Genomic DNA, 17064 nt, shown 5'->3' on the forward strand with positions numbered 1-17064 from the left:
CGGCTCCTTACGGCAACAGCTCGTTTTGCTGCGGGGCCACATCGATGGCGGGACCCCCGGCAGCGTTATTGGCACTGGGCTGGGCGCTGTCCAGCACCAGGGCGCCATCCTGCAGCAGGGCGTCCAGGTCCTGGTACTGGTTGCCCTCCAGCACGATGGTCAGGCTGGGGGCACCCACGCCGGTGGGGGTGACCTCGATGGTGGTGTCGGTGCCGTCGGTGGAGACGTTGAGGTAATCGGTCAGATCCCCCTGCTCCTCACCCACCAGCAGATCGGACAGGTCGAGGCGGTCACCGTCGGCGCGGCTGAAGTCGACCACGGTGTCGAGGCTGCCGTCGGCATCGCCATCGCGCCAGGCAAAGGTGTCAGCACCGCTGCCGCCGCTGAGCAGATCGGAGCCCAAGCCACCCACCAGCAGATCATCGCCCTCCTGGCCATAGAGGATGTCATCCCCTGCGCCGCCATAGAGGATGTCATCGCCACCGTCCCGGCCCTGACCACCGCTGTCCACCGACTCCTGAGACAGGGTCTGGTGGTGGGTGCGGACGTAGTTGAGGGTGTCTTCCCGACTCCAGTTGTTGGCAGGGTCCTGCTCCAGCGCCTCGAACACCTTGGTGCCGGAGCCCGGGGGCAGATCCAGCCCCTGCTGTTGCGCCAGCTCATCGGTATTGGGGCTGTCGCCAAACAGGATGTCGTTGCCGGCACCGCCATCCAGCAGCTGACGTCCTACCCCATCCAGGGTCAGCTCCACCAGGTTTTGCAGGGTCTGGTCGAGACCGTTGCTTCCCTCCAACAGTTGGGCCGCACCGCTGCTGTCGATGTGATCCATCAGCAGCTGAGTGGTGACGTTGTCTGGTTGGCCATCGCCGGTCAGGTCTACTGCATCGGTGAGCAGCTGGTCCGGGTCCATGCCAAAGCCCACGGCCCGAAGGCTGTTGGACAGGCTGTTTAGCAGGGCGACCTCATCCTGGCTGTCGTTGTTGGCCTGACCTAGCAGGTGCTTGATCGCCCGCTCTGAATTGCCGGATTGCGTGCCGTTGGCGTCATCCCCCCTGAGGTTGGCGGTGGGGATGCCGTCGGTGATCAGGAAGGTGTGGGTTTCATCCGCCGCCGGGGCATCGCCCTGCAGCCAGTCGATCGCCTCCTGGAACGCCGCCTCGTAGTTGGTGACGCCGCGGGAGAACAGGGCCTCGACGAACGCCTGCGCTGAAGCGAGTTGGTCAGGGTCGGTGACGTCAAAGGTGTCCTGACTTTGGCCGTCGACGTTTTTGGCAAAGCCGATCAGCTTAACGGTTACGGTGCCGGGGTGGTCCTTCATGCTGTTAAGCATATTGGTGACCGCGGCTTTGACCTCCTGCAGTTCCCAGGTGTAGAGAGACTCTGAGGTGTCGATCATGATGACGTAGTTGTAGTCGAGGGGCTGCTCCTGCAGTTCGGAACCGCCGGCATCCCCCAGGATGATGTCATCCCCCTGGTTGTCGGGACCCGGGGCGGCCAGTTCGATGGTGAAGTCATCTTCAACCGTATCACCGTCGCTGTCGGTGACCCCCAGGGTGAAGTCCAGTGTCACATCCTTGGTGGTGCTGACGATGGTTTCTGCCGAGGTGCCGGAGAACTGGAAGCGGAACTCGCTGCCCGAGCCTGCGCTCATCAGCTCGATATAGCTAATGCTGCCGACGTTTTCAATGACTTCGCCAGAGCGGATGGTGCCCTCATCCAGCAGGTTGCCGTCGGCGTCGAAGGCGCGGTAGGCGATCTCGTCGGCCCCGGCAAAGCTGACGCTGGTGGCGGCCACATCCTGCTGATAATCGACGATCAGAACTTCATCGTCCTGGATGAAGGCATTGTCGATGCCAACCCCGTTGTTGTTGCCGTTGACCTTACCCTCGGAGCCATCGTTACTGCGTGCGGTCAGGGTAAAGGCCAGCTCAAAGTTCGGGGCGATGTCAGCGGCGTTGTATTCCACATCGAACGCGCCGGTAGTCGAGTCGTAGCCGATGTAAAGGATGGGGCCATTGCCGCCGGTAGCGCCTTCGACACCGGCAATCTCAATGGTTTCGAGGCTGTCGATGCTGACATGACCGTCGATGCTGTAGCTGCCGTTGTCGGGATCCGCGGTCAGGGTAAAGATCAGCTGCTGACCATTGGCACCATCTTCACCCTGGTAGGCGCTGGGAACGTCATTGGTGTCCAGGTAGGCGATCAGCACGTCGGGGTTGGCGGGGTCGACGTAGTAGAACACCGAGTAGCCATTGGAGGTCAGGCCGGAATCGGTAAAGGCCTCGCCCTGGTAGCTGTCACCCATCAACTTGGCGATGGTGGGGTTGAAGTCGGCGCTGTAGCCTTGATCTACGCCCTCAAGCTCGAGGGTACCCTCGCCATGATAATTGGCGGCGTTCTCGCCTTGCAGATCCCCTGCCACCAGACTGATGCCGTCATCCAGAACGGTCAGGTTGACCTGGCCACTGGCGCTGTTGCCGCCTGCATCGGTGGCCACCACCTCAATGCCGCTGATAGTGAGCTGATCCAGGTCGACCTGGTGTTGCAGGTTCTCCATCAGGGTGGCCTGGACCGAGACATTGCCATCCCCCAGATCCTGCAGTGACAGCGAGATCATCGGCTGTTGTAGATCGCCATCCAGGTAGCCGACCAGGGAACCACTGACCACCTGCCAGCTCAGGCTGCCGTCCAGCCCATCGATCTGGATGCCATCGGTATCGCCGAAGGCGTAGGCCGCAATGGCAAAGACACCCAGGGTGAAGGTCAGGGTGGTGGTCTGGGTATCGGTTTGATTGCCCTCGGTGGCAGCATCATCCAGGGTGATACCCGCCAGATCGCCGCCCTCGAGCTCGCCGGTGCCCTGGATGGTTACGGTGACGGTCTGGGAGAGCACGCCACCCTGGCCATCGTCAACGGTGACCGTGTAGGTCTGCACCAGGCTGTCGTCCGGCCCCAGTTGCTGGATGGCATCCAGGCTGTTGTCGACGCTGAAGCTCCAGCTGCCGTCGTCATTGACGACGAAGGTGCCCAGGTAGTCGTCGCCGTCGGCTTCGAAACTCAGGGTGGTGTTGCTGTCGTCGGCACCGAGCACCAGGTTGAGATCGCCACCGGTGGCCAGCATGCCATTGTTGACATCGATGTCTTCGGTCACGCTGCCGCTGTCGGCAGAAATGCTGGGGGCATCGTTGGTACCGGTGACGGTGATGGTGACCTGGGTTTCCGAACCATCAGTGAGGGTCACGGTAATAACATCAGTCACCTGCTCGCCGTCGGCGAGGGCATCGACGGTGGCGTTCTGGGCCAGGGTGTAGGTCCAGTTGCCCTGGGCATCCACCACCAGGGAGCCGTAGCTGCCGGCCAGGGTGTCGGCGACAAAGGCCAGATCCGGGTTATCCGCGTCGGTGGCAGTGAGCTGACCGTCGGCAGTCAGCACGGTGTCTTCGGTAACCGAACCGCTGTCCTCAGAAATCACCGGGGCATCGTCGGTGCCAGTCACGGTGATGGTGACCTGGGTTTCGGAGCCGTCGGTGAGGGTCACGGTAATAACATCAGTCACCTGCTCGCCGTCGGCGAGAGCATCGACGGTGGCGTTCTGCGCCAGGGTGTAGGTCCAGTTGCCGTTGGCATCCACCACCAGCGAGCCGTAGCTGCCGGCCAGGGTGTCAGCCACAAAGGCCAAGTCCGGGTTGTCAGCATCGGTGGCGGTGAGCTGACCTTCTGCGGTCAGCACCGTGTCTTCGGTGACGCTGCCACTGTCCTCAGAGATGACCGGGGCATCGTCGGTGCCGGTGACGGTGATGGTGACCTGGGTTTCTGAGCCGTCGGTGAGGGTGACAGTAATCACGTCAGTGACCTGCTCGCCGTCGGTCAGCGCGTCCACGGTGGCGTTCTGGGCCAGGGTGTAGGTCCAGTTGCCGTTGGCGTCCACCACCAGCGAGCCGTAGCTGCCGGCAATCGTGTCGGCGACGAAGGCCAGGTCCGGGTTGTCGGCGTCGGTGGCGCTGAGCTGACCTTCGGCGGTCAGCACCGTGTCCTCGGTGACGCTGCCGCTGTCTTCGGAGATCACCGGGGCATCGTCGGTGCCAGTCACCGTAATGGTGACCTGGGTCTGGGAGCCGTCGGTGAGGGTCACGGTAATAACATCAGTCACCTGCTCGCCGTCGGTGAGGGCATCGACGGTGGCGTTCTGGGCCAGGGTGTAGGTCCAGTTGCCGTTGGCATCGACCACCAGCGAGCCGTAGCTGCCGGCCAGGGTGTCGGCGACGAAGGCCAAATCTGGGTTATCCGCATCGGTGGCAGTCAGCTGACCTTCGGCAGTCAGCACGGTGTCCTCGGTGACGCTGCCGCTGTCTTCGGAGATGACCGGGGCATCGTCGGTGCCGGTGACGGTGATGGTGACCTGGGTTTCGGAGCCGTCGGTGAGAGTGACGGTGATGACATCAGTCACCTGTTCGCCGTCGGTGAGGGCATCGATGGTGGCGTTCTGGGCCAGGGTGTAGGTCCAGTTGCCGTTGGCGTCCACTACCAGCGAGCCGTAGCTGCCGGCCAGGGTGTCGGCGACGAAGGCCAAATCTGGGTTATCCGCATCGGTGGCAGTCAGCTGACCTTCGGCAGTCAGCACGGTGTCCTCGGTGACGCTGCCGCTGTCTTCGGAGATGACCGGGGCATCGTCGGTGCCGGTGACGGTGATGGTGACCTGGGTTTCGGAGCCGTCGGTGAGGGTGACGGTGATGACGTCGGTCACTTGCTCGCCGTCAGTCAGCGCATCGACGGTGGCGTTCTGCGCCAGGGTGTAGGTCCAGTTGCCTTGAGCATCCACCACCAGCGAGCCGTAGCTGCCGGCCAGAGTATCAGCGACGAAGGCCAGATCCGGGTTATCCGCGTCGGTGGCAGTCAGCTGACCTTCCGCGGTCAGTACCGTGTCCTCGGTGACCGAGCCGGTGTCTTGGGAGATCACCGGGGCATCGTCGGTGCCGGTGACGGTGATGGTGACCTGGGTCTGGGAGCCGTCGGTGAGGGTGACGGTGATGACATCAGTCACCTGCTCGCCGTCGGTGAGGGCATCGACGGTGGCGTTCTGGGCCAGGGTGTAGGTCCAGTTGCCGTTGGCATCCAGGGTCAGGCTGCCGTAGCTGCCGGCCAGGGTGTCGGCGACGAAGGCCAGATCCGGGTTGTCGGCGTCGGTGGCGCTGAGCTGACCTTCCGCGGTCAGCACAGTGTCTTCAGTAACCGAACCGCTGTCCTCGGAGATCACTGGCGCATCGTCGGTACCGGTGACGGTGATGGTGACCTGGGTTTGTGAGCCATCGGTGAGGGTAACGGTGATGACGTCGGTGACCTGTTCGCCGTCGGTGAGGGCATCGACCGTGGCGTTCTGCGCCAAGGTGTAGGTCCAGTTGCCGCTGGCATCCACCACCAGTGAGCCATAGCTGCCGGTCAGGGTATCGGCGACGAAGGCCAGATCCGGGTTGTCGGCGTCGGTGGCAGTGAGCTGACCGTCGGCGGTCAGCACCGTGTCTTCGGTGACGCTGCCGCTGTCCTCAGAGATGACCGGGGCATCGTCGGTGCCAGTGACGGTGATGGTGACCTGGGTTTCGGAGCCGTCGGTCAGGGTCACGGTGATGACATCGGTGACCTGCTCGCCGTCGGTCAGCGCATCGACGGTGGCGTTCTGCGCCAGGGTGTAGGTCCAGTTGCCGTTAGCATCCACCACCAGCGAACCGTAGCTGCCGGCCAGGGTGTCGGCGACAAAGGCCAGATCCGGGTTATCCGCATCGGTGGCGGTGAGCTGACCTTCTGCGGTCAGCACTGTGTCCTCGGTGACCGAGCCGCTGTCCTCAGAGATCACCGGGGCATCGTCGGTGCCGGTGACGGTGATGGTGACCTGGGTTTCAGAGCCGTCGGTGAGGGTGACGGTGATGACGTCGGTCACTTGCTCGCCGTCGGTGAGGGCATCGACGGTGGCGTTTTGCGCCAAGGTGTAGGTCCAGTTGCCGTTGGCATCGACGGATAGGGAGCCATAGCTGCCGGCGAGGGTGTCGGCGACGAAGGCCAGGTCCGGGTTGTCCGCATCGGTGGCGGTGAGCTGACCTTCGGCGATGAGGTCGGTGTCTTCGGTGACGCTGCCGCTGTCCTCAGAGATTACAGGGGCATCGTCGGTGCCGGTGACGGTGATGGTGACCTGGGTTTCGGAGCCGTCGGTGAGGGTGACAGTAATGACATCGGTGACCTGCTCACCGTCGGTAAGGGCGTCGACGGTGGCGTTCTGCGCCAGGGTGTAGGTCCAGTTGCCTTGGGCATCGACGGTCAGGCTGCCATAGCTGCCGGAGAGGGTATCAGCCACAAAGGCCAGATCCGGGTTGTCGGCGTCGGTGGCAGTGAGCTGACCTTCGGCGGTCAGCGCCGTGTCTTCGGTCACCGAGCCGATGTCTTCGGAGATCACCGGGGCATCGTCGGTGCCGGTGACGGTGATGGTGACCTGGGTTTCGGAGCCGTCATTCAAGGTGACCGTAATAACATCGGTGACCTGCTCACCGTCGATGAGGGCATCGACGGTGGCGTTCTGGGCCAGGGTGTAGGTCCAGTTGCCGTTGGCATCGACGGTCAGGGAGCCATAGCTGCCGGCAATCGTGTCGGCGACGAAGGCCAGGTCCGGGTTGTCGGAGTCGGTGGCTGTCAGGGTGCCGGTGGCAACCAGATCCGTGTCTTCGGTGACCGAGCCGGTGTCTTCGGAGATCACCGGGGCATCGTCGGTGCCGGTGACGGTGATGGTGACCTGGGTTTCAGAGCCGTCGGTGAGGGTGACGGTGATGACGTCGGTGACCTGCTCACCGTCGGTAAGGGCATCGACGGTGGCGTTCTGGGCCAGGGTGTAGGTCCAGTTGCCGTTGGCATCGACAGTCAGGCTGCCGTAGCTGCCGGCCAGGGTGTCGGCGACGAAGGCCAAGTCCGGGTTGTCCGAATCGTTGGCGCTGAGCTGTCCATCCGCGGTGAGCAGAGTGTCTTCAATCACGGCCCCTTCACCAGCGCTGATGATGGGGGCGATGTCGGCATCCGGGCCAAGCAGCGGGGCACCGCTGTCGCGGAAGCTCAGGGCATCGGTCGGGTCGGCAGCGGCAGTTTGGTAGCCCCCTTGGGTCTGGGTTTCTACAGCATTGCGATCAACCTTAATGAAGCTTTCCTGGCCCTGGGCACCCACCTGGCCGGCGGCGGTATCGGGCAGCTCTTCCAGATCAGCGCCCTGCATCAACAGTTGCTGCAGAGCCGCCACTTCGGGGTCGATGGTTTCAGTCCCTTGGGCGTTGGGCTGGGCGGTTTCCAGCTGAACCCCGTCTGCCAGGTAAACCTGTTCGCCGGGGCTGAGCAGGTCACCGGCAAAGCGCAGGGATTCGGTGCCGTCGACAGCGATAACGCGTACCGAGTCGGCTCCATGGATCTGGCGAATGGTCAGGCTATGTTGAATGGTTTGAACTTGCACGGTGCTCCCTCCCGTTATGCCTCTTCCTGAGGGCATTTGCTGCCACGATTTCAACTGCCGAGCGTGACCGAATTAACCATATGGTACCGGGCTGGTAACTTGATGCCAACATTTTGACGGGTGGAAATACGGTTTAAAAACCACAACATAGAGAGGGCTTGAACGGGATTTTGCGAGGTTTTGGCAGGTATTGCGGTGAATGGTGCGAAAGAAGCCTAGATAGGGTGTATCTGGTTCATTTATAAAAATTACGCTGGATGAAAAAACGGCCTACCATCAGGGCAGGCCGTTCGGGCGGCAAAGCGAATAAAACTCAAAGTATCGACGGGTCTATGCCGAGTTGGCCAGTGCACTAGCCTCCGGTATGGCTCATAAAGCGCAGGATCTGTGTTTCTCCTTCATCGCTGAAGTGGTGCATCTCCGGCTTGCGAGACATGGCATTGACGATAGCTTCCTTCACCGGCGCCAGCTGACCCGGGTTTTGTCGCAGGATCGCCTTCAGGTCTACCGAATTCTCGTTGCCGAGGCAGAGCAGCAGCTCACCGGTGGTGGTCACCCGAACCCGGTTGCACTGATCGCAGAAGTTGTGACTGTGCGGGCTGATAAAGCCGATGCGGATGTCGCTGTCTTCCATCCGGTAGTAACGTGCCGGCCCGCCGGTATTCTCGGTGGTGGGGATCAGCGCATGCTCAGCTTCAATCAGGCGGCGCACCTCGGCGCTGGTCAGCATCGAGTGCTTGCGTCGGTCGTCCGACAGCAGGCCCAGTGGCATCTCCTCGATGAAGCTGATGTCCACGCCCTTGTCCCGGGCGAAGTTGACCAGGTCCAGCACCTCGTCGTCATTGTTGCCCTTCATCGCCACGGTATTGAGCTTGATCCGTTCAAAGCCGGCCTCGATGGCGGCGTCGATCCCCGCCAATACCCGCTCCAGCTTGCCGTTGCGGGTCACCGCTTTGAAGCGATCCGGATCCAGGGTGTCCAGGCTGATGTTGATGCGCTTCAGGCCCGCCTCCGCCAGGGCGGGGGCAAACTTCTTGAGGCGCGAACCGTTGGTGGTCAGGCAGAGATCCTTCAGACCCGGCAGGTCTGCCAACTGCTTCACCAGAAAGTCCAGGTTGCTCTTCACCAGGGGCTCGCCCCCGGTCAGCCGGATCTTGCTCACCCCAAGCTCAGTGAAGGCCTGGGCGATCAGGTGCAGCTCCTCCAGGGACAGAACCTCCTCCCGGGGCAGGAAGGTGGGGTTCTCATCCATGCAGTAGACGCAGCGAAAATCGCAATGGTCGGTAACAGATAAGCGAAGGTATTTGATCTCACGACCGAAACCATCAATCAGTGCCATTATGACTCTTCCTTACAACAGATCGGCGAAGGGTTGGATCCACACCGACTCACCCGCCTGCACTTGGGCCAGGGGCTCTTCGATGATGATCAGGCAGTTGGCCTTGGACATGGAGCCCAGCATACCGCTGCCCTGGTGACCGGTGCTGACCACCTGCAGTTGGCCAACGGCACCCAGTTGGGCAACGCCACGGAGAAACTCGGTGCGGCCAACCCGGCTGCGCAGGCTCTCGCCCGCCACGGCACGCAGTCTCTGCGGCTGCCAGTCACGCTCACCGGCCAGCTTGCGCAGGGTCGGCTGGACAAACTGCATAAAGGAGACCATCACCGCAACCGGGTTACCCGGCAGGCCGAAGAACAGGGTGTCGCCCAGGGTGCCAAAGGCCAGGGGGCGGCCCGGCCGCTGAGCGATCTTCCAAAAATCGATCTGGCCCAGCTTGGCCAGGGCGCCCTTGATAAAGTCGGCGTCGCCAACGGAAACACCGCCTGAGGTCAGCACCACATCCGCTTGCGCCGCGGCCTGCTCCAGGGCGTGGACCATGGCCGCCTCGTTGTCTTCGATGATCCCCAGATCGATGATCTCACAGCCGAGCTTGGTCAGCATGCCGTGCAGGGTGAAGCGATTGGAGTCGAAGATGCAGTTGGGCTTGAGCGGTTGGTCCGGTGCACAGACTTCGTCACCGGTGGAGAAGATCGCCACCTTGGGGCGACGCAGCACCTTGGGCTGACCCAGCCCCAGTGAGGCTAACAGACCCAGCTCCGCGGCGCCGATGCGCTTGCCTGCCGGCAACGCGGTGGCACCCAGGGCGATGTCTTCCCCTGCCTGGCGAACATTCTGGCCTGGCTCGATGGGGCCTTCGAAGCGTACCTGGTCACCCTCTTGCTGGGCCAGTTCACGCATGACCACGGTGTCGGCGCCGGCGGGCATGGGTGCGCCGGTCATGATCTTAACCGCTTCGCCGGGCTGCAGCGGTTCCGGGTAGTGGTAGCCGGCAAAAACCTCGGCCACCACGCGGTACTGCTCGCAGGTGGGATCGTAGGCAAAGCCGTAGCCATCCATCGCCGAGTTGGTGTGCTGCGGCACGTTGATGGGGGAGACGGTCTCCTCGGCCAGCACCCGGTTGAGGCTGTCGATCAGGCTGACCGCCTGTTGTTCAGTGATGGGGTTTGCCATCGCCAGGATGCGATCCAGGCCCTGTTGCACCGACAGCTGCTTGCGCTCGGTGTCATCGCAGCTGGGCCCCAGCGGCGTCAGCGCCACCGGCTGCCAGCGGGCCATGAAGCCCTGAACGAAGTCGGCAATGGCGGCGACGTCGTTGATGTCCAGTTGCGGCAGGGTGCAGGAGTCGGGCAGCTGGGTGGCTTCATCGCAGGCGATGCCCTGGATCAGCGGGTCGTCGGTGAAGACAAAGGGCTTGCCCACCTCGGCCCGGTGCAGCTCCAGCTTGGGCAGGGGCAGCTTCTTAAAGCCCTCCACCAGGATAAGATCGACCCGGCTCTGGTCGACCAAGCCCAGCAGCTCCTTGAGCTCCGGGTCGCCCTCCACCGGGCGCTCCATCATCAGGGCGCGTCGCTTAGAGGAGGCGATCAGCATCTGATCGGCGCCGGCCTTGCGCAGCTCGTAGCTGTCCTTGCCGGGCTTATCCACCTCGAAGTTACAGTGGGCGTGCTTGAGCATCGCCAGGCGGACACCGCGCTGGTTCAATTCGGGGATCAGCTTGCGCAGCAGCGTGGTCTTGCCGGTGCCACTGTAGGCACACAGGCCCAGCACCGGGACGCGGCAATCGGCCAATAATTCATTCAGGGTCATGGCGGTTCTCACAGCGGATCGTTGTTGGCCAGGGCCTGTTCCATCTGCTGGCACTGCTCTGGCGTATTAATGTTGGCGAAGTCGTTGGCTTGGCCGCTAAAGGTACAGCGTGCCAGCGTGTGCTGACGGTACCAGACGGCGATCTTGCGTTCACCACTGCTCAGGAAGGCTTGCATCGAGGGCAGCAGCTCGCGTTTCAGCAGCAGGATCACCGGGTGATCCCACTCGCCGTCGTTGGCCACCACCACGTCGGCCTGCTGCGCCTGCTGGGTTTGGTGCAAGCGCTCGATCAGATCCGGCGGCAGCCTCGGAGTGTCACAGGGGCAGACCACCACGAAGGGGGTCTCGGCCTGCTGCAGGGCCACTTCCATCCCGGCCATCGGCCCGGGGTAGTCTGCCCGCTCATCGCCAAAGACCGGAAACCCCAGGGCCCGATAGGCGTCCTGGTTGCGGTTGGCGATGATCAGGGTGGCCATGCCTTCGGGTCGTACCCGAGAGAGCACATGCTGCACCATGGGGCGGCCGGCGACCGTGATCAACCCCTTATCTTTGCCATCCATTCGGCTGGCCCGTCCCCCGGCGAGGATGGCCAGAGTGGTATCTGCCTTCATGCGCATTGGTCCTGTTGATGGGGTTGGTGCAACTGTTGGTCCTGTAAGGTCCAGACTTGCCGACATAAAGCGGTCAGCTCGGTGTGCTGGTGGCTGACCAGCACCACGCCACAACCCTGGGCGTTAAGCTCGATCACCATCTGGGTGATCAACTCGATGGATTCGGGATCCAGGTTGGCGGTGGGTTCATCCAGCAGCAGGAATTGTGGGTCAAGCACCCAGGCCCGCGCCAGCGCCAGGCGCTGACGCTCGCCGCCGGACAGCACCTGGGCAGGGCGGTCCTGCAGGTGTTCCAGGTGGGCCAACTGCAGCGCTTTGCGCACCCGCTCCTCCTTGGCCACTGAGGTCAGGCGACGGTGTTTGAGGCCAAACCGCAGGTTTTCAATCACGGTGCGGTCAAACAGGTAGGGGCTTTGATGCAGGTAGACAATCTGGCCCAGCTCAACCTTGTTGTCGCCCAGGCGAACCTGGCCCCGACTGGGCTTGATCAGGCCAGACAGGGTCTTGAGCAGGGTGGTTTTGCCGGTGCCGTTCTTGCCCTTGAGCCAGATCGCCTCGCCGGCGGACACCGACAGTTGCGGGATACGGAACAGCAGACGGTCTTCGAAGCGCTTCTCCAGCGCGGTGGCGGTCAGCAACATGGGTTAACCTCGACGCAAGCCTTCCTGACGGCTGCGTAAGCTGCCCAGGGAGAAATTCAAAATCAGGGCCAGTACCAGCAGCACCGTGCCCAGGGCAACGGCCTGGGCAAACTCGCCCTTGCTGGTTTCCAGCGCAATAGCGGTGGGGATGTTGCGGGTGACATTCTGGATGTTGCCGCCCACCAGCATCGATGCCCCCACCTCAGTGATGATACGGCTAAAGGCGGCGATCACGGCCACCAGCAGCGGCGCGCGCAGTTCGTGGCAAAACACGAAGAAGGCCTGCAACCGGTTGGCACCCAGGGTGCGGGCGGTTTCCCAGGCGCGCCAGTCGCCGCTGGCAAAGGCACCGTAGCTGAGGGAGACCAGCACCGGGATGGCCAGCAGCATCTGCGCCAGCACCATGGCGTTCTGGCTGAACAGCCAGCGCAGATCCCCCAACGGCCCCTGGCGATAAAGCATCAGGTAGACCGCCAGGCCGACCACCACCGTGGGGATCGCCTGCAGGGTCTGAAACATGGAGATAGTAAACCAGCGGCCGGGGAAGCGGCCGACGGCCAGGGCAAAGCCCAGGGCAATAGTAAAGGGCAGCACCAGCAGCAGCGCTTTAACGGAAACGCTAAAGGAGACGGCGATGATGGTCCAAACATCGGGGTCAAAGGTCAGCAGCAGGGCCAGGCCCTGCTGCACGGTGGCGAGGATGCCTTCGTTCATTCTTATCTCTTATAGGTGGCGTGAAACAGTTGCTTGCCGTTGACGCGGAACTGGTCGATCAGGGACTGACCCTGCTCGCTGACCAGCCAGTCGCTCAGCGCCTGGGCGCCGCGGTGGTTCAGATCCGGGTACTTGGTCTCGTTGATCAGGATGATCTGGTAGGGGTTGGCCAGGTTATCGGCGCCCTCGTACACCACCTCGAGATCGAGCCGGTTGATGAAGGCCAGGTAGGTGCCGCGGTCCGACAGAAGGTAGCCGCGCATCTCGTTGGCGGTCAGCAGGGCAGGGCCCATGCCCTGGCCGATGGCGGCGTAACCGGAAAAGTTCGGTTCCACCTCGGCCGCTTGCCACAGCGCCATCTCTTTCATGTGAGTACCGGAGTCGTCGCCACGGGAAACGAAATGGGCCTGGTTGCGGGCAATGCTTTGCAGCGCCTGCTCCAGCGAGGGCGCCTGCTTAACCTGGGCCGGATCGCTGGCCGGCCCCAGCAGCACGAAGTCGTTCATCATCAGGTAGCGCGGGATGCGACCAAAGCCATCGGCAACAAACTGGGCCTCAGCCTCAGGGGCGTGGGTCATCACCACGTCCACATCACCGTTGCGGCCATGACGCAGCGCCTTGCCGGTGCCGGTGGCGATCACCTGGACCTGGTAGCCGCTTTGGCGCTCAAACTCCGGCAGCAGGTAGGCCAGCAAGCCGGTGTTGTCCGTACTGGTCGTGGTGGCCAGTCGGACGATCTTGTCGTCGGCCGCCTGCACCAGGGTGGGCAGTACGAGGGCCAGCAGGGCGGCTTTTAGCAAGGTTTTCATCTCTGCGTTCCTTAGCGTGAATCAACATCAGAGGGATGTCGCCCATGTGCAATTTCGATACCACATGTTCATTCACCGTCTTTTTTTGCACTCAATCACGTTTTTTGGGTGGAAAACTGGGTCAGAATGACTCACCTTACACAGGCCGATAGCCAAAATGACCGGGGTACGGACATTTTGGCCCAACCATAAGACCATTTGGGTAACCCACTCCTATGTCAGAGACCTTTCAAAACCCCACGGCCATGTCGGTGCTGGTGGTAGACGATGAATCCGGCATGCGCTCCTTCCTTAAGAAGGCGCTGGCCCGTCGCTTTACCCTGGTCGAGGTGGCCGGCAGTGTGGAGGAGGCGGAGCAGCTGCGCAGCCGTTGCCATTTCGACCTGCTGATTGTCGACATCAGTCTGCCTGGGCGTGACGGTATCGAATGGCATGAGGCCCTCGATCTGGATACCCGCCGCTCTGACGTGATCTTCATGACCGGCTTTGCCGACATGGACACCGCCATCCGGGCGCTGCGCGCTGGCGCCGCCGACTTCATCCTCAAGCCGTTCCGGCTGGAGCAGATGATGCAATCGGTGGATCGCTGCATCGAGCGTCGCCTGCTGCGGCGCGAGAACCTGATGCTGCGACGGGAGATGGCCCACAGCCACCCCAATACCATCATCGGCAACAGCGCCAACCTGATGGAGGTGAAGGAGGTGATCCGTCGGGTCGCCCCCACCAACTCGGTGGTGTTGATCGAGGGGGAATCCGGCACCGGCAAGGAGCTGGTGGCCCGTTCGCTGCACCAGCTGTCCGGCCGCAGCGGTTCCTTTGTGGCGGTCAACTGTGGCTCCATCGCTCCCGAGCTGCTGGAGAGCGAGCTGTTTGGCCATGTGGCCGGGGCCTTCACCGGCGCCCGCGGGGCCCGGGAGGGGCTGTTCAGCTTTGCCAACGGCGGCACCATCTTCCTCGATGAGATCGGCGAGATGCCGCTGCAGATGCAGACCGCCCTGCTGCGGGTGCTGGAGCAGCGCACCATCCGTCCGGTCGGCTCGGAGAAGGAGCTGCCGGTGGACGTGCGGGTGGTGGCGGCCACCAACCGCGAGCTGTTGGCGGAGGTGGACGCTGGTCGATTCCGTCGCGATCTCTACTACCGTCTCAACGTGCTAAACATCACCATCCCCGCACTGCGTGAGCGGCCCGATGACGTGGTCGATCTGGTGCACCACTTTACCCGTCAACTGGCGGCGGAACTGGGGGTACGGGAGGTGGCCTGGAGCCACGAGGATCTGCAGGTGATGCAGAACTACGACTGGCCCGGCAACATCCGTGAGCTGCGCAACCTGGTGGAGCGCTGCTTGCTGCTGGGTAAGCCACCGGCGGAGTACTGGCGCAGCCAGGAAGCCAATGACGCCCCGGCCATGGCCGGCGGTGAGGGCTACCCGGTGGAGATGGCGCTCAAAGAGGTGGAGCGGCTGCACGTGCTCAAGGTGGTCGAGGAGCAACAGGGCAACAAATCCGCCGCCGCGCGGGTGCTCGGGGTGTCTCGCAAGACCCTCGACCGTAAATTCAAAGAGTGGGGTCTGAGCGAGTAATGCTGGGTCGTTGGCGTCGTCAGTTCCGTAACGATGTACGGGTCCTGACCAGCACCGTCCGCTACCGTTTGTTGGTGCTGATGCTGCTGCCGGTGCTGGTTACCCTGGCCAGCCTGGTGTTCATCACCATCTACTGGAACGTCACCTACACCGGCAACCAGCTGTTCATGAAGGTACGCAGCGATCTGGCGGTGGCTCAGGGGGTGCTCTCCAACGAAGCGGAGAACCAGCAGCTTGCCTTGCGTCAGCTGCAGCATGCCTGGGAGTTCACCCGCCTGATCCAGAGCCTGACCTATTCCGACCGCTCGATGGATCGCCTGCTGGAGCGTAATCGTGAGCAGCTGGGTCTACAGTTCCTGCGCCTGGTCAGCCTGGAGCAGGCGCAAAGCGATCCCCAGTTGCGGCCGCTGATCCCGGAGTCCAACCAGTGGGGGCGCTCCAGTTTGCAAGTGCTCAGTCGCCAGCAGATGCTGCAGATAAGCCCGGTGCTGGCGCGGGAAGCCAGCATGCCGCTGCAGCCGACCCCGATGGCGATGCTGCCGATGAAGGGCTTCGAACAACGCGGCTTGGTGGGACGCTCGCTGGTGGAGGTTCGGGCCCCGGACGGCCGCCGGGTCGGCTTCCTCGATGGCGGTGTGCTGCTTAACCACAACACCGATCTGGTGGATGGGATCCGCGAGCTGACCTATGCCGATGGCACCCTGCCGGCCCGCACTCGCGGCACCGTGACCCTGTTCCTGGATAACGTGCGGATCAGCACCAATGTCCCCTCCGACGACGGCTATGGCCGCGCCATCGGCACATTGGTGTCGGAGCAGGTGCGGCTCAAGGTACTGGAGCAGGGCGAGATGTGGGTAGATCGGGCCTTCGTCTACAACGATTGGTACATCTCCGCCTATGCGCCACTGACTGACATCAATGGTGACCGCATCGGCATGATCTACACCGGCTTTACCGAGGCGCCCTTTGTTCACAATTACCTGATGAACATCGTTGAGCTGGGCACCATCCTGTTGCTGGTGATGCTCGGCTCCGGCCTGGCGGTGTTTTACGGCGCCGCCGGCCTGCTCAAGCCCATCGATCGCATCCATTCGGTGGTGCGGGATGTTCAGCTGGGCCACGATGGCCGCATCGGCGATCTGGGGCTGGACCCGTCCAACGAACTGGCCCAGCTGGGTCACCAGTTTGACCGCATGCTGGACCAGCTGCAGGAGCGCAACCGCCAGATCCAGCTGGCCAACGACCAGTTGGAGCAGAAGGTGGAGCAGCGCACCGAGATCCTCAAGCGCCGCACCCAGGAGTTGAAGCGCAACATCGAGCTGCTCAACGAGACCCGTCAGCAGATGGTGACCAATGAAAAGCTGGTGGCGCTGGGGGAGATGACCGCCGGCATCGCTCACGAGATCAACAACCCCACCGCGGTGATCCTAGGCAACATGGAGCTGATCAAGCTCGAGTTGGGGGATCAGGCCGACAGCATCGATGATGAGATTGAGCTGATCTTCCAGCAGGTGCAACGCATCAAGGAGATCATCCAGTCGCTGCTGCAGTACGCACGGCCGGGGGATCTCAACATGCCACTCAAGCGCCAGACGGTGAACCCCATCGTTGAGGAGATGCTGGTGCTGGTGCGCCACTCCCTGCGCAAGCAGTCGGTGGCGGTGGACCTGGAGCTGGAGGCGGATCAACTGGTGGAGGTCAATCGCCAGCAGCTGCTGCAGGTGCTGATCAACCTGGTGGTGAATGCCGCCCACGCCATGGACGGACAGGGCCAGGTGCGGGTACGCAGCGGCAACTGGCAGGAGCAGGGCCAACTCAAGGGGGTGTGGATCTCCGTCTCTGACGACGGCATCGGTATTCCCCCCGAGCTGCAGACCCGCATCTTCGATCCCTTCTTCACCACCCGCAAACAGGGGACCGGGCTGGGGTTATCGCTGAGCTACGGCATCATCCGCCGCTTCGGTGGGGTGATGGAGCTGGAGTCCCAGCCTAACGTGGGTTCCACCTTCACCATTCGCCTGCCGCTGCAAAGCCCGGCAATGGATGGCGAGTCGGCGCCGCTGCCGATCACCCTGCAGTAGCGA

Annotated in this window: 9 protein-coding genes; 2 read left to right on the forward strand and 7 right to left on the reverse strand. The window is 62.8% G+C overall.

Features of this window, described 5'->3' with window-relative positions:
* Nucleotides 1-7: 7 nt before the first annotated feature.
* From BUC04_RS15465 to BUC04_RS15495, 7 genes are all read right to left on the reverse strand, one after another.
* Nucleotides 8-7477, reverse strand: a complete 7470-nt coding sequence (locus tag BUC04_RS15465) for a VCBS domain-containing protein (protein ID WP_073325984.1) — start codon at nucleotides 7475-7477, stop codon at nucleotides 8-10.
* 352 nt (nucleotides 7478-7829) lie between these two features.
* On the reverse strand, nucleotides 7830-8819 hold the full coding sequence (gene moaA / locus BUC04_RS15470) for a GTP 3',8-cyclase MoaA (protein ID WP_200804700.1): 990 nt from the start codon (nucleotides 8817-8819) through the stop codon (nucleotides 7830-7832).
* Nucleotides 8820-8828: 9 nt separating this feature from the next.
* The gene (locus BUC04_RS15475; RefSeq protein WP_067665049.1) at nucleotides 8829-10625 is read right to left on the reverse strand and encodes a bifunctional molybdopterin-guanine dinucleotide biosynthesis adaptor protein MobB/molybdopterin molybdotransferase MoeA; all 1797 of its coding nucleotides are present in this window, start codon (nucleotides 10623-10625) and stop codon (nucleotides 8829-8831) included.
* 8 nt (nucleotides 10626-10633) lie between these two features.
* Entirely contained in the window at nucleotides 10634-11236 is a 603-nt protein-coding gene (gene mobA / locus BUC04_RS15480) for a molybdenum cofactor guanylyltransferase MobA (RefSeq protein ID WP_143165749.1), read from the reverse strand.
* Entirely contained in the window at nucleotides 11233-11877 is a 645-nt protein-coding gene (locus BUC04_RS15485; protein ID WP_067665043.1) for an ABC transporter ATP-binding protein, read from the reverse strand. The genes mobA and BUC04_RS15485 overlap by 4 nt, the downstream gene beginning before the upstream one ends.
* A gap of 3 nt (nucleotides 11878-11880) precedes the next feature.
* Nucleotides 11881-12591, reverse strand: coding sequence for an ABC transporter permease (locus BUC04_RS15490; protein WP_067665040.1), 711 nt, complete (start codon nucleotides 12589-12591; stop codon nucleotides 11881-11883).
* 2 nt (nucleotides 12592-12593) lie between these two features.
* Nucleotides 12594-13400, reverse strand: a complete 807-nt coding sequence (locus tag BUC04_RS15495; RefSeq protein ID WP_067665038.1) for an ABC transporter substrate-binding protein — start codon at nucleotides 13398-13400, stop codon at nucleotides 12594-12596.
* A 215-nt stretch (nucleotides 13401-13615) separates the two neighbouring features.
* Between BUC04_RS15495 and BUC04_RS15500 the strand changes: the two genes are divergently transcribed.
* On the forward strand, nucleotides 13616-14980 hold the full coding sequence (locus BUC04_RS15500; protein ID WP_067665035.1) for a sigma-54-dependent transcriptional regulator: 1365 nt from the start codon (nucleotides 13616-13618) through the stop codon (nucleotides 14978-14980).
* A complete protein-coding gene (locus tag BUC04_RS15505) occupies nucleotides 14980-17061 on the forward strand; it encodes a sensor histidine kinase (RefSeq protein WP_067665032.1) in 2082 nt (693 codons plus the stop codon). The genes BUC04_RS15500 and BUC04_RS15505 overlap by 1 nt, the downstream gene beginning before the upstream one ends.
* Nucleotides 17062-17064 lie beyond the last annotated feature (3 nt).

Source organism: Ferrimonas marina (assembly GCF_900129905.1).
Taxonomy (GTDB): domain Bacteria; phylum Pseudomonadota; class Gammaproteobacteria; order Enterobacterales; family Shewanellaceae; genus Ferrimonas; species Ferrimonas marina.